We start from the raw sequence: 12,970 nt of genomic DNA, 5'->3' as shown, positions 1-12,970 counted from the left end.
ATCTCACTGAAAGCAAGGACGCTGCCATGACCAACCGCGACGACATGACCCTGACCTCGTCGGGCTTCTACGTCTCCCAGGAGGCCCCGATCTCCTGCGCCAACCCGGTCCCCACCCCGTCGGTGCCCGCCCCGGACATCCTGCGCTGCGCCTACATGGAGCTCGTGGTGACGGACCTGGAGCGCTCGCGCAACTTCTACGTCGACGTCCTCGGGCTCACGGTCACCGAGGAGGACGAGAACGCCGTCTACCTCCGCTCGCTCGAGGAGTTCATCCACCACAACCTCGTGCTGCGCAAGGGCCCGGTGGCCGCCGTGGCCGCCTTCTCCTACCGCGTCCGCACCCCGGAGGACCTCGACAAGGCCGTCGCCTTCTACACCGAGCTCGGCTGCCGTGTCGAGCGCCGCGCGGAGGGCTTCACCAAGGGCATCGGCGACTCCGTCCGCGTGGAGGACCCGCTCGGGTTCCCCTACGAGTTCTTCCACGACGTCGAGCACGTCGAGCGCCTCGCGTGGCGCTACGACCTGCACACGCCGGGCTCGCTCGTCCGCCTCGACCACTTCAACCAGGTCACCCCGGACGTCCCGCGCGCCACGAAGTTCATGCAGGACCTCGGCTTCCGCGTCACGGAGGACATCCAGGACGAGGACGGCACGGTGTACGCCGCGTGGATGCGCCGCAAGCCGACCGTCCACGACACCGCGATGACCGGCGGCAACGGCCCCCGCATGCACCACGTGGCCTTCGCGACGCACGAGAAGCACAACATCCTCGCGATCTGCGACAAGCTCGGTGCCCTGCGCATGTCGGACCACATCGAGCGCGGCCCGGGCCGCCACGGCGTCTCGAACGCGTTCTACCTCTACATCCTCGATCCGGACGGCCACCGCGTGGAGATCTATACGCAGGACTACTACACCGGCGACCCGGACAACCCCGTCGTCACGTGGGACGTGCACGACAACCAGCGCCGCGACTGGTGGGGCAACCCGGTCGTGCCGAGCTGGTACACGGAGGCCTCGCTCGTGCTCGACCTCGACGGCAACCCGCAGCCGGTCATCGAGCGCACGGACTCCTCCGAGATGGAGGTGACCATCGGCGCCGACGGCTTCTCCTACACCCGTGCCGACGACGAGTCCGGCTCGTACCACGGCCAGGCCTCGAAGGGCTTCAAGATCGGCAACCAGCTCTAAGCCATGCTGAGCGAAGAGACGATTGCGGCAATTGCCGACGAGCTCGTGGAGGCAGGGCGCACGCGCACGCCGGTGCCCCTCCTCCACACCCGCTACGAGGGCATGGACGTCGAGGACTCGTACGCCGTGCAGAAGCTGTGGGCCAGCCGCCTCGAGGCGGAGGGACGGCGGGTGGCCGGCCGCAAGATCGGCCTGACGTCCAAGGCCATGCAGGCGGCCACCGGCATCACCGAGCCGGACTACGGCGTCATCTTCGACGACCAGGTCCTCGAGAACGGCGCCGTCGTCGAGTGGAAGCGCTACACCCACCCGCGCATCGAGGTCGAACTCGCGTTCCGCCTGGGCCGCGACCTCAAGGGTCCCGGGGTGACGCTCTTCGACGTGCTCGACGCGACCGACTACGTGGTCCCCGCCCTCGAGATCCTCGACTCGCGGATCGAGATGGAGGGGCGCACCATCGTGGACACCATCTCGGACAACGCCGCGCTCGGCGCCATGGTGGTGGGCGGGCGCCCCGTGCGCCCGCACGACGTGGACCTGCGCTGGGTGTCCTCCCTCCTCTACCGCAACCAGGAGATCGTGGAGACGGGCGTCGCCGCCGGCGTCCTCAACCACCCGGCGACAGGCGTCGCGTGGCTCGCGGACAAGCTTGCCCAGCACGGGCAGGACCTCCGCGCGGGCGACCTCATCCTCGCCGGCTCGTTCACCCGGCCCATGTGGGTCTACGAGGGCGACACGGTGTACGCGGACTACGGGCCCCTGGGGACGGTGACATGCCGTTTCGTCTAGAGCCCGAGAGGACGTTCCGGCACGCCCTGGCCGCGGCGGCCGAGCCCGGCAGCGGGGCGCAGATCGGCCTGTGGGTCTGCTCCGGCAGCCCCCTTGTCGCGGAGATCATGGCGGGCTCGGGGGCGCAGTGGCTGCTGATCGACACCGAGCACAGCCCCAACTCGCTCGAGTCGGTGCTCGCCCAGCTCCACGCCGTGCACGGCTACGACGTGCTGCCGATGGTGCGCCTGCCGTGGAACGACGTGGTGCTGATCAAGCAGTACCTCGACCTCGGGGCACAGAACCTCCTGATCCCCATGGTCAACGACGCCGAGCAGGCGACGGCCGCCGTGGCCGCCGTGCGGTACCCGCCGCACGGCGTCCGGGGCGTCGGCTCGGCCCTCGCCCGCGCTGCCCGGTGGAACCGCATCCCGGACTACCTGGCCCGCGCGGACGAGACCATCTCCCTCACGGTGCAGATCGAGACGGGCGAGGCCGTGGCCAATGTCGAGGAGATCCTCGCGGTGGACGGCGTGGACGGGATCTTCATCGGCCCGTCCGATCTGGCCGCCTCGATGGGCGTCCTGGGCCAGCAGGAGCACCCCGAGGTGCGCGCCGCGGTCGAGCACTGCCTCGACGCAGCCCGGGCGGCCGGGAAGCCGGCCGGCGTCAACGCGTTCGTGGAGGCCACGGCGCGGCACTACATCGAGCGCGGCGCGCGGTTCGTGCTCGTGGGCGCCGACGTGGCGATCCTCGCCCGCTCGAGCGAGGAGCTCGCCTCCCGCTTCGCGGCGGCTTCGGACCCGGCGGACGACGGCGGACGGCCGGCGAGCTACTGAGCCTCGCCACGCAGGCTGATCACCGGAACGCCAAGCGGAGTCGGAACCTTCGGGTTCCGGCTCCGCTTCCGCGCCTGTGCGCGCATCTCGACACAACTCACGCGGGACTGGGGGCGCTTTCGCTCCGAACCTGACCTCAATGATGGCGATATGCCCGGCTGCGCTCAGCCTCCCCTGCCGCGGCCGAACCAGCGGCGCCAGGCCGGCGGCGGGCGGTTGCCGGCGTCGTCCGCCTCGTCCGCAGCGTGTGCGGCGGCCTCGGCCGCGCGGCGCTCGTGCCAGAGGGCGACCTCGCGGTCGACGTCGCGGGTCTTCGTGATGACGGGCGGCCCGCCCAGGAGCTGGCGGCGGGCCTCGATGATGCGCCGGTTGAACGCCTCGAGGCTGTCCCTGACCTGCTGCTCCGTGTAGAGCGCGTCGAGGGTGGACTCCAGCCGCGCGTCCTCGACGCGCAGGACGAGCGCCTCGGGCCCGAGGCCGGTGAGCTGCTCACGCTGGATGAGCCCCTTGAGCCACCAGTCGGGGTCGTTGACGTTGTCCAGATTGGGAATCGGCTTGCCTGCATACTGCAGGTGGTCGAACTCCCCCCGGGCGATCGCGTCGCGGAGGAGGTAGTCGGCCCGGCGCGCCGGATCGACCTCCCGGCGCCTGCGGTTGAGCTCGTCCTCCCGCTCGATCTCCTCGGCTTCCTCGGGCGTGTGGGCGATCCGGCCCGCCCGCAGTTCGGCGGCGCGCTCCATCCGGCGCCGCAGCTCCTCCTCGCCTCTGCCTCCCATGCCACCTCCCGATCGGCTCGTCCCGGGGCCGTTCCGACGCCCGGCACCGTGGCGCAGGGCGCCGCGCACGGCACCGCATCGCACGGCACACCACGGCACAGTGCCGCCACGTCCACGGTAGGACGTGACGGCACTGCAGTCACGGCGGCTCCCGGCGGGAGGCCGCGGGTCAGTCCTCCTCGTCGCCGAGGTGGTGCGCGCGGCCTTCCTCGCCGTGCCCGATCCTCGCGTACAGGGCGGGGTCCACGCGGCGGAGCCGGAGGGCCCAGAGGATGCCGACCAGGCCGGGGACGACCACGATCGCGGGAAGCACCCAGCTCAGGACGCTGGGCTCGGTGAGGCCGAGCAGTACGTCGAAGTTCGCCACGATGAGGCAGAACACGGCTGCGAGGGCCACGGCTCCGAGGGCCGGTGCGATCACGGCGGTCCAGGCACCGGCCCGGAGGGCGGGGCGGCGCCGGAAGAAGCCGATCACGGCCACCGAGACGATCGCCATGAGCAGCACGAGGCCCATCGCGCCGGCGTTGGTGAGCCAGGTGAACATGGTCAGGACCGGGTACAGCGGGCCGAGCTCGGAGCCGTTGCCCGCCATCGCGAAGGCGATGGTCACGATCACGGCGATGCCGGTCTGCACGATCGAGCCCGCCTTCGGCGCGCCGTGCCGGCTCGTGGCCTCGAGCCAGCCCGGCAGGACCCGCTCGCGGCCGAGCGAGAAGAAGTAGCGCGCCACGGCGTTGTGGAAGCTCACCAGCGCCGCGAAGAGGCTCGTGATGAACAGGACCTGCGCGATGTCCGCGGCGATCTGGCCCACGTGGGCACCGAGGAAGGAGAAGACGAGGTCCGGGCCCTGCTTGCCCGCGGCGTCGAAGAGGTGGGACGGCCCGGTGCCCACGGCCATGGCCCACGAGGAGACGGCGTAGAAGACGGCGATGATGCCGACCGCGGTGTAGGTGGCACGCGGGATGGTGCGGTGGGGCTCCTTGGCCTCCTCGCCGTAGATCGCGGCGGACTCGAAGCCCATGAAGGCCGCGACGCCGAAGGAGAGCACGGCGCCGATGCCGGGCACGAAGAGGCTCGACGGCGCGAGCGGCGCCGCGGTCACGCCCTCGGGCGCGGCGGCGAACGAGGCGATGTCGTACACGATCACGACGAGGAACTCGAGGGCCACGAGGGCGCCGAGCACCTTCGCCGAGAGGTCCACCCGGTTGACGCCGAGCGCAGCGACGACCGCGATGCACACCAGGATGGGGACCCACCACGGCACGTCCACCCCGAAGCGCTCCGAGATGAACGAGGAGACGGTGAAGCCGAAGATGCCGTAGATGCCGACCTGCATGAGGTTGTAGGACATGAGGGCGGTGAGGGAGGCGCCCACCCCGGCGGGCCGGGAGATGCCCTGCGAGACGTAGGCGTAGAACGCGCCGGCGTTGGTCACGTGGCGGCTCATGGCCGCATAGCCGACCGCGAAGACCGTGAGGATGGCGCCGAGGATGAGGAAGGACAGCGGGACGCCCAGCAGGCCGGTCACGGCGAACGTCGTCGTCACACCGCCGGCCAGGACGGTCAGCGGCGCGGAGGCCGCGATGATCATGAGGGTCACGGAGGCGACTCCGAGGCGGCGCGGGCGCGGTGAGGCTGCGGCCTGCGCCACGGTGACCTCCTTGATCCGACGCGGGGAGCTCGTCGGGATGCTCATGGGTCCTCCAAGGTCAATGAGGTGGGGCGGCCGGTGTGGCCGCCCCACCATCGTGCGATGGACGCCCTCTGCGTGACTTGTCCCACAGTGAACGCCTCTTGTCTGCCTGAGCGCTACCTGGGCGGCACTCCTCGGCGGCGCTACCGGTGGCAGTGGCCGCCGGGCGCCGGGGCGGGGACGTCGAGGACCGGGCTGCGGTCGAAGAAGCCCTCGGGGCGGATCTTGAAGCCCACGTGGTCCACCGGCATGATGGGCCAGTCCTCGGGGCGGGGGAAGTGGGTCAGGCCGAACGTGTGCCACACGACGAGGTCCGTCCCGTCGAGGTCGCGGTCCTGTGCCTGGTAGGCCGGCAGGCCGGCGCCCCCGGGGTGCTGGTTGACGAAGTCGCCGGTCGGGTAGCGCTCCGCCTCGTCGTAGCGGGTGACCCAGAGCGCCTTCGTCGCGAAGGCCGCGCGGGCCGCGACCGACGACGCCGGGTCGGCCAGGAGGGTCGGGTGGCCCTGCGGGTGGATCTTGTAGCCCACGGGTTCGCCGAGGCGGTTGAGCGAGGCGGGGTTGGAGACGACCCAGGAGCGGCCGGCCGCCATGTCGTTCTCGCGCGCCGCGTCGGACTCGCGGGCCAGGAGGGTGCGCCTGCGGGTGAAGGCGTTGCCGCGCTCGTTGCCCGGGCCCAGCGGCACACGCACGGCGTCCTCCTCCTCGACGCGGTTCGGGCCGCCGTCGAGGGCGAAGTCGAGGCGCGCGCTGAAGAGGTGCTGGTGGAACGGCGCACCCAGGCCGGGGGCCATCTCGGACGAGTACGGGTAGTCCGCCGAGGGCTGGGCGGACGTGAACACGACGCCGGTGGCCTTGGCCTCGAACTCGATGGTGCCGTCCAGGTAGAGGTACCAGTAGAAGCCGTAGTCGTAGTTGCCGATCGTGGTGAAGAAGCTGATGACGAGGCGGCGGTTGCGGCGTACGTAGCTGACCCCGCTCCACAGGTCCGAGTGCTTGGCCAGGATCGAGGCGTCCTCCTCGTGCATGCAGATCCCGTTCGCGATGGTGCGCGGGTTGCCGAACGCGTCGGCCACCACGGGGCTGAGGTAGGTGATCTCGCCGAGGCAGTCGCAGCCGAGTTCGAGGGAGTTGGCGAACTGGCCCACGAGGTACTCGCCGGTGTCGAAGTAGTTCTGCCAGGAGCGCACCGGGGACGGGTCGCCGTACGGGACCACCATCTCGGCGATCGAGGCACGGTCGAGGATGCGGCGGCGGCGCGTCGGCTTCCGGTCGCCGGGGTTGCCGGCCGCGGCGTCGTCGAACGCGATGTTGTGCAGCACGAGGCCCTCGCGCACGTCGAAGCCGACGTCGAGGCTCCAGCGCTCCCACTCGACGTGGTTGCCGCCCGTGACAGTGAAGCTCGGGCCCTCGGGCTGGGTGATCTCGATCGGCTTCTGGGTGGTCCGAACCGGCCCGGTCAGCTCGGGGTCGGTGAAGTTGCCGTGCTCGGCCGGGACGGGGACGGCGCCGAAGTCGAGGACTTGGTCGACACTGCGGCTGACGACGTCGACGTAGGCGACGAGGCCGTCGACGGGGTGGGCCCACGGGCTGTCGGAGCCGTGCTCCTGGACGAACGCCAGGCCGCGCAGGATCCTGCGGCCCTTCTCCTCGGGATACTCGAAGACGCCCGCGGAGAGCGGGGCGACGCGGACCGCCGCGGGGTCGAGCCCGCGCGCGGCGAGGGCCTCGAGCCAGCGCCCGTCGCGACCCAGGATCTCCTCGACCACCTCGAACTCCTCCTCGAGCACGGGAAGCTCGCCGGTCGCGGAGGTGTCGAGCTCGGTGTCGGAATCGATCTCGCCCCGCGTCACCGAGAGCGTGACATCGCGCGGGCGGGACCCGCCGACGTCGTGCAGGAAGATGCGGAACCGGCGGTCGACGGACGCGTCCGGTCCGGGCGCACCGCTCCCCCGCGGCGGGTCGACGAGGCCGAGGTAGGCGATGCGGGTGGTCTCCCGCCAGAGGCCAGCGTGCTCGAGGATGCCGCGGGCGGCCCCGATCTCGCCGGCAGTGGCCAGTGCGTACTGCCCGGCTGCGCCGTCCGCCGGGGAGGCCTGCTCGTGGCAGGCATGCTGCCCGGGGGCCGGGTGCTCGTGGGCCGTGGTGTCGATGCTCATCGGATCCTCCAGGGGGTCGGCGGAGTTTTTTTCTATGGACGTAGAGAATAACCGCCTGTAAGCTGAATCACAACGGTTGTAGAAAAAACCACGGGCCCCGGGCCCGCCGGGTGAAGACTGCGAGGTGGAGATGCCGAAGATCGTGGACCACGACCAGCGCCGGCTCGAACTCGTCGATGCGACGTGGCGGGTCATTGCCGAGCGGGGCCTCGACGCCGCCACGATGCGCGAGATCGCCTCCGCCGCTGGGTTCGCCAACGGCGCGCTCAAGCCGTACTTCACCTCGAAGGACGGCCTGCTCGACTTCGCGTTCGAGCACGTCTTCACGCGGACGAACCTCCGGATGGCGACCGCGACCGCCGGCCTCTCCGGGCGCGCCGCCCTCCGGGCCTACTGCCACGAGATCCTGCCGCTCGACGACGACCGGGTCGCCGAGGCGCGGGTCGCGATCGCGTTCTGGAGCAAGGCGGTCAGGGACCGGGACAAGGCCGCCCTGCACGAGCGCTCCATGGACCAGTGGCGCGCAGCGCTCGCAGACCTCCTGCGCGAGGCGGGCTTCTCCGGCGGACCGCAAGACCTCGAGCCGGCGGTCGGCGCCGTCATGGACCTCGTGCTGGGCGCCCAGATCACGGCCACACTCTCCCCCGCCCACCACGGCGCCGGCCAGCTCGTCGCCCAGCTAGACCTCCTGCTCGACGCGCTCCTGCCCGAGGAGCGGTCATGAGCGTGGCACCCTCCCCCGCGGCACCCTCCCCCGTGGCACCCTCCCCCGCGGCGGCAGACCGGACGGCCGGGCTCGAGGTGACCGTCGCCCACGACTTCGACTCCTGGCGGCGTGCCGTCTCCGCCTCGTTCGTCCCCCTGGCCGTCGAGGCGGACCGGCACTCCGCCTTCACGGGCAGCATGCGCGGCCGCCACCTCGCGGCCCAGCAGACGAGCATGATCGAGATCGCCGCGAGCAGCCACGCCGTCATGCGCACGCCCGAGCTCATTGCTGCGGCGGACCGGAAGTACTTCAAGCTCGGCGTCCAGCTCGCCGGCACGGGCCTGCTCCTGCAGGACGGCCGGGAGGCCGTGCTCACGCCCGGCAGTCTAGCGATCTACTCGACGGACCGCCCGTACACTCTCGCGTTCGACGACGACTTCCGCTCGCTCGTGCTGATGTTCCCGCACGCCGCGCTGGACCTGCCCGCCGACGCCATGGCGCAGGTGACGGCATCCGCCATCAGCGGCTCCGAGGGGCTCGGCGCCCTCGTCGCGCCGTTCCTCATCCGGCTCTCCGAGAACCTGGGCGCGGTGGCCGGCCCGAACGGCTCACGCCTCGTGGGCAACGCGCTGGACCTCGTCACCACGCTGTTCAACGGGGAGCTCGATGCCCGGTCGGCGGCCTCCCGCGACCCGCACCAGATGCTCCTCGCCCGGATCCACGACTACATCGAGGCGCACCTCCCCGACCCGGAGCTCTCCCCCGGCTCCATCGCGGCCGCGCACTTCATCTCCACCAGGCACCTCCACGACCTCTTCCGCGAGCTCGGGACCACGGTCTCCGCCTCGATCCGCGAGCGCAGGCTCGAGCGGTGCCGCCGGGACCTGCGGGACCCGGTGCTCGCCGACCGGCCCGTGACCGCGATCGCCTCCCGCTGGGGCCTGACGGACTCGGCCCACTTCTCCCGCATCTTCCGCGCCGCCTACGGGCTGCCGCCGACCGCCTACCGCGCGGGAGAGGGCTAGCCGGCAGCCGCTGGCCGCCCCGCACCCGGGGAATCGGAAGCGAGCCGCAGGGCGCAGGCACGGTTCGGCCCCCGCGGGAGATCTCGCCGCCTTCAGCCCGGAGATCGAGGCGATGTTGGAATGCACGGGGCAGTGTGCACGCCACTGCTCAAGGATCGGCTGAAGGCCGTCCCGCCCGCGTCCGGCGAGGGCACGGTGCACTGACGTTCGGTGCCCAGGGCCGGCTGCTGAGCCAGACCGTGCACCCAGAGAGGCACGATCCGAGCCGGCCCAAGCGAGACTGAGGTCCGTCAACGGGCGACGGTGCGGAACCCGCAGTTGCCGCTCGAGGAGTCGGCGGTGTTGGAGCTGCGCGCCGCCACGCGGTAGCGGTTGCAGTAGGAGTCATGGCACAGGTACGAGCCCCCGCGCATCACACGGGCCGTGCCCCGCACCGGCCCCTTCGGAGACGCCTGCGGGGACTCATGGTAGTAGCGGGCCGAAAACCAGTCGGCGCACCATTCCCAGACATTGCCGCTCGTGTCCCATAACCCGTACCCGTTCGGGGAGTAGGTGCGCACAGGCGAGGTCCCGATCCAGCCGTCGTCGCCCGTATTGACCGTCGGGAAGACGCCCTGCCAAATGTTGCAGCGATGTTCTCCGCCCGGCACGAGCTCGTCGCCCCACGGGTAGCGGGCGCCCGCCAGGCCGCCGCGCGCGGCATACTCCCACTCCGCCTCGGTGGGCAGGCGGCGGCCGGCCCACCGGGCATACACGAGCGCATCCCGGTGCGAGATGTGCACCACGGGATGGTCGGCGACGTCGCGCCAGGATGACCGTGTCCCGCCTGGGTGGGCCCAGTCCGCCCCCCGCACAGTAAACCACCATGGCGTCCCGGCCACGGGGCCGAGGACTGCGGGGGGCGGCGCCTCCACGAGCAGGTGGAACACGGCCGAGACGCCGAAGTGCTCGGCGTCCGTCCGGAATCCGGTGGCCTCGACGAAGGCGGCGAACTGGGCGTTCGTCACCGGGGCGGAGTCGATGCGGAATCCCTCGAGGGCCACGCGGTGGACGGGCTGCTCACCGTCGGCGGGGTATCCCTCGTCGAACGCGTCTCCCATGTGGAACGTACCGCCGGGGATCCACACGTCGTCGTGCCCGACCGCCGAGGGGCGGGGCCGCCGGGTCACAACGAGGTCCGGCGAGGCGGCCGCGACCACCGAGGCCGTGCCGGGTTCACCCGGTGCGGAGGCATCGGCCGGAAGGGCTGCAGACGACGGCGCACAGCACCGCGGCATCTGTTCCTCAGGTGACTCCCCTACGGGGCTGCGGGAAGCCGGATAGTGCCCGGTCATCGGCTGCTTCCTTTCCTTTCGCGGGATTGCCTATGCTCTGCGACTACGCGGCGGCGGTGGGGGCTGTGCCCTCATCGGCCAGACTCGCCATCTGGGTGACGAGGGCCTCTGTGAGACGGCGCTCAAGGGCAGCGTACTCAGGTTGGCCTGCCACGTTGTGCAACTCCCACGGGTCCAGGGCGTGGTCGTACAGCTCGACCTCGCCCGCGCCAAAGTAGCGCGTGAGGCGCCCCTCAGCGGTCACGACCGTGCGCATGCGCACTGGCCCCGGCAGCCCGGGCAGCCCGAACGGCTGATCCTCCTCGATCAGGAGAGCCGACCGGTGCACATCATCGCCCCCGTGCAGGATCGACGCAAACGAGATTCCCTGGATCCCCCGGAACTGTCCCGCTCCGGTGAGCTCCATGAGGGTTGGCACGAGGTCGGGGCTCGCCACGAGGGAGCGGCTTCGGCCTGCCGCGGACCGCGGACCAGCACTCGCACCGGGAAGCGCGACGACGAGCGGCACGTTGGTCACGGCCCTGTAGTGGCAGAAGTGCTTGAGCATCAGACCGTGGTCACCGAACAGATCGCCGTGGTCCGCGGTGAACACGATGATCGTGTCCTCGGAGAGCCCCTGCGCGTCGAGCTCCGCGAGGATCCGCCCGATCTGCTCGTCCATGAGCGTGATGAGTCCGTACTGCGCGGCCGCGGCATGCCTGTACTGCTCGGCCGTGGCCGCCCATGTCATCGTCGGATCCGTCCAAGGCTCGCCGCGGCGCGACACCATGTGGCGGATGTGTCGAGGCGAACGCGAGTGATCCTGGTCGAACCCGAGGGGAAGCGGGATGCTGTCCGGATCGTACAGCGTGTCGTACCCGGCGGGGGGCGAGAACGGATGGTGTGGGTCGGGAAACGAGACGAACAGGAAGAACGGCGCGTCGTAGCCCCCCGCGTCTTTGAGATGCTCGACCGCCTTCTCCCCGATGTATGCGCTCGGGTGGAGGTGCGCTGGGATGGCAGTGCGGTAGACCTGATCCCATCCCGGGTAGACCGCTTCAGATCCGTCGGGGCCGCCGACCGCATCGGGGTCGAGCCCTCGCTCCCGTGCCCAGTGCAGGTAGTGGCCGCCGGGGTGGTCCCCGTGGCCGACGATGAGGTCGACGTGCGAGTACCCGTAGTAGTCGGTCGGGAGCGGCACGAACGCCTGCTCGTGCCGAGCGCGGTCTTCCCAGTGGTCCCATCCGGCCGGCCCGCTGCGCGGGCGAGCGTCCTCCGCAGTCGTGTTCAGAAGGAGCGGCGCCGTCGCACGGATCTCGGCCTGTTGCTCGGGCTCGAATTCCCAGCCCATGTTCTGGTGGTGCAGCTTGCCGACGGCCAAGGTGCGGTACCCGGTATCGGCCAGCGAGCGCATGAGCGTCCGCGACGCAGGATCCAGCGGGATGCCGTTGCATCGCGTGCCGTGGGCTGAGGGCCACCGTCCCGTCACGAGTGAAGCCCGATTGGGCATGCACGTTGGATTGGCCACGGTCGCGTTCTCGAACACCATTCCCCGATCAGCAAGGGCATCGAGATTCGGCGTCTTCACCACGGTATTGCCCCCGAAGCCCAGATGGTCCGCACGCAGCTGGTCGGCGACGATGACCAAGACGTTCGGGCGCCGTGTCATGCCGGCCTCTTGATGAGGGAGAGGACCTCGGTGCGCTGCGCCGCGAATTGGGGCAGGGAGCGGGTGCCGATCTGGTCGCGCGGCGCGGGGAGGTCGACGTCGGCGATCTTCAGCACACGTGCCGGCTTCGACCCGAGCACCACCACGCGGTCAGCGAGATAGACAGCCTCGTCAATGTCATGGGTGACCACGAGGATCGTCATGCCGAAGTCCTCACGGATCTTCAGGCAGAGGTCCTCCAGGTCGAACCGGGTCTGGGCGTCGACCGAAGCGAAGGGCTCGTCCATGATGAGGACCTCCGGCCGGTAGGCGAGCGCGCGGGCGATCGCTACCCGCTGCTGCATGCCGCCGGAGAGCTGCCACGGGTACTGGTGCTCGGCGTGGGAAAGGCTCACCGCCTCGAGCGCCTCGTCGCACCGGGCCTTGAGTTCAGCACGAGGCAGCCGCAGGTGACGCAGCGGCAGGATCATATTCTTGCGGACGGTGAGCCATGGCATGAGCGAGCGGCTGTAGTCCTGGAACACGAGCGCCATCTCAGGCGGCGGACCGCTGATCACGTGGCCATCGATCCGCATCTCGCCCGATGTGGCCGGATGGAGGCCGGCCAGACATTTGAGGAGCGTCGTCTTGCCGACGCCGGAAGGCCCGACAATGCACACTACCTCGCCGGCGTCGACGCTGAACGTGAGGTCCTCGATGATCGTCTTGGCCGACGAGCCCGTCCCGTAGGCCTTGCGGAGATGCCTAACCTCGAGGCGCGCCTGCCTCGTGCTCTCTCGCTCTGCGGACGTCGTCACGGCGTTGGTTTCCATGGCATGGCCTGTCTGGGAGG

General features: G+C 70.7%; 11 protein-coding genes. 5 read left to right on the top strand and 6 right to left on the bottom strand.

Features of this window, described 5'->3' with window-relative positions; genetic code table 11:
- Nucleotides 1-26 precede the first annotated feature (26 nt).
- Genes hpaD through ACYVKZ_RS02045 form a run of 3 tightly spaced genes read left to right on the top strand, consistent with a single transcriptional unit; the run spans nt 27 to nt 2,800 of the window.
- A complete protein-coding gene (hpaD, locus tag ACYVKZ_RS02055) occupies nt 27-1,193 on the top strand; it encodes a 3,4-dihydroxyphenylacetate 2,3-dioxygenase (protein WP_460990358.1) in 1,167 nt (388 codons plus the stop codon).
- A 3-nt stretch (nt 1,194-1,196) separates the two neighbouring features.
- Nucleotides 1,197-1,982, top strand: a complete 786-nt coding sequence (hpaH, locus tag ACYVKZ_RS02050; protein ID WP_460990357.1) for a 2-oxo-hept-4-ene-1,7-dioate hydratase — start codon at nt 1,197-1,199, stop codon at nt 1,980-1,982.
- Nucleotides 1,967-2,800: an HpcH/HpaI aldolase family protein gene (locus ACYVKZ_RS02045; RefSeq protein WP_460990356.1), complete on the top strand. Its 834-nt coding sequence runs from the start codon at nt 1,967-1,969 to the stop codon at nt 2,798-2,800. Before hpaH ends, ACYVKZ_RS02045 begins: the two co-directional genes overlap by 16 nt.
- Before the next feature lie 164 nt (nt 2,801-2,964).
- Here the strand turns inward: ACYVKZ_RS02045 and ACYVKZ_RS02040 are convergent, their stop codons facing one another.
- The 3 genes from ACYVKZ_RS02040 to ACYVKZ_RS02030 all read right to left on the bottom strand — a co-directional run bounded on the left by ACYVKZ_RS02040 (nt 2,965) and on the right by ACYVKZ_RS02030 (nt 7,425).
- Nucleotides 2,965-3,576, bottom strand: a complete 612-nt coding sequence (locus ACYVKZ_RS02040; RefSeq protein ID WP_460990355.1) for a DnaJ family domain-containing protein — start codon at nt 3,574-3,576, stop codon at nt 2,965-2,967.
- A gap of 169 nt (nt 3,577-3,745) precedes the next feature.
- Complete coding sequence (locus ACYVKZ_RS02035) at nt 3,746-5,272, bottom strand: APC family permease (protein ID WP_460990354.1); 1,527 nt, start codon at nt 5,270-5,272, stop codon at nt 3,746-3,748.
- Between the two features lie 140 nt (nt 5,273-5,412).
- Nucleotides 5,413-7,425, bottom strand: a complete 2,013-nt coding sequence (locus ACYVKZ_RS02030) for a primary-amine oxidase (RefSeq protein ID WP_460990353.1) — start codon at nt 7,423-7,425, stop codon at nt 5,413-5,415.
- Nucleotides 7,426-7,555: 130 nt separating this feature from the next.
- Here ACYVKZ_RS02030 and ACYVKZ_RS02025 point away from each other — a divergent pair, with 130 nt between their 5' ends.
- Both ACYVKZ_RS02025 and ACYVKZ_RS02020 read left to right on the top strand, forming a co-directional pair.
- A complete protein-coding gene (locus ACYVKZ_RS02025; RefSeq protein WP_460990576.1) occupies nt 7,556-8,149 on the top strand; it encodes a TetR/AcrR family transcriptional regulator in 594 nt (197 codons plus the stop codon).
- Entirely contained in the window at nt 8,146-9,156 is a 1,011-nt protein-coding gene (locus tag ACYVKZ_RS02020; protein WP_460990352.1) for an AraC-like ligand-binding domain-containing protein, read from the top strand. Before ACYVKZ_RS02025 ends, ACYVKZ_RS02020 begins: the two co-directional genes overlap by 4 nt.
- A gap of 290 nt (nt 9,157-9,446) precedes the next feature.
- Here the strand turns inward: ACYVKZ_RS02020 and ACYVKZ_RS02015 are convergent, their stop codons facing one another.
- The 3 genes from ACYVKZ_RS02015 to ACYVKZ_RS02005 all read right to left on the bottom strand — a co-directional run bounded on the left by ACYVKZ_RS02015 (nt 9,447) and on the right by ACYVKZ_RS02005 (nt 12,950).
- Nucleotides 9,447-10,433, bottom strand: a complete 987-nt coding sequence (locus tag ACYVKZ_RS02015; RefSeq protein WP_460990575.1) for a formylglycine-generating enzyme family protein — start codon at nt 10,431-10,433, stop codon at nt 9,447-9,449.
- Nucleotides 10,434-10,533: 100 nt separating this feature from the next.
- Nucleotides 10,534-12,138 carry a sulfatase family protein gene (locus tag ACYVKZ_RS02010; RefSeq protein WP_460990351.1) on the bottom strand — a complete coding sequence of 535 codons (1,605 nt, stop codon included), beginning with the start codon at nt 12,136-12,138 and terminating at the stop codon, nt 10,534-10,536.
- Entirely contained in the window at nt 12,135-12,950 is an 816-nt protein-coding gene (locus tag ACYVKZ_RS02005; protein ID WP_460990574.1) for an ABC transporter ATP-binding protein, read from the bottom strand. The genes ACYVKZ_RS02010 and ACYVKZ_RS02005 overlap by 4 nt, the downstream gene beginning before the upstream one ends.
- Nucleotides 12,951-12,970: the final 20 nt, after the last annotated feature.

The organism is Sinomonas soli (genome assembly GCF_054782415.1).
The sequence above is the reverse complement of the archived record's forward strand: the minus strand, read 5'-3'. Positions and strand labels throughout refer to the sequence as shown.

Excerpts from the sequence above, each read along its gene's own strand:
- ACYVKZ_RS02045 (WP_460990356.1), top strand. The coding sequence starts at position 1,967 with ATGCCGTTTCGTCTAGAGCCCGAGAGGACGTTCCGGCACGCCCTGGCC.
- ACYVKZ_RS02020 (WP_460990352.1), top strand. The coding sequence starts at position 8,146 with ATGAGCGTGGCACCCTCCCCCGCGGCACCCTCCCCCGTGGCACCCTCC.
- hpaD (WP_460990358.1), top strand. The coding sequence starts at position 27 with ATGACCAACCGCGACGACATGACCCTGACCTCGTCGGGCTTCTACGTC.
- ACYVKZ_RS02005 (WP_460990574.1), bottom strand. The coding sequence starts at position 12,950 with ATGGAAACCAACGCCGTGACGACGTCCGCAGAGCGAGAGAGCACGAGG.
- ACYVKZ_RS02025 (WP_460990576.1), top strand. The coding sequence starts at position 7,556 with ATGCCGAAGATCGTGGACCACGACCAGCGCCGGCTCGAACTCGTCGAT.
- ACYVKZ_RS02040 (WP_460990355.1), bottom strand. The coding sequence starts at position 3,576 with ATGGGAGGCAGAGGCGAGGAGGAGCTGCGGCGCCGGATGGAGCGCGCC.
- ACYVKZ_RS02030 (WP_460990353.1), bottom strand. The coding sequence starts at position 7,425 with ATGAGCATCGACACCACGGCCCACGAGCACCCGGCCCCCGGGCAGCAT.
- hpaH (WP_460990357.1), top strand. The coding sequence starts at position 1,197 with ATGCTGAGCGAAGAGACGATTGCGGCAATTGCCGACGAGCTCGTGGAG.
- ACYVKZ_RS02010 (WP_460990351.1), bottom strand. The coding sequence starts at position 12,138 with ATGACACGGCGCCCGAACGTCTTGGTCATCGTCGCCGACCAGCTGCGT.
- ACYVKZ_RS02015 (WP_460990575.1), bottom strand. The coding sequence starts at position 10,433 with ATGCCGCGGTGCTGTGCGCCGTCGTCTGCAGCCCTTCCGGCCGATGCC.
- ACYVKZ_RS02035 (WP_460990354.1), bottom strand. The coding sequence starts at position 5,272 with ATGAGCATCCCGACGAGCTCCCCGCGTCGGATCAAGGAGGTCACCGTG.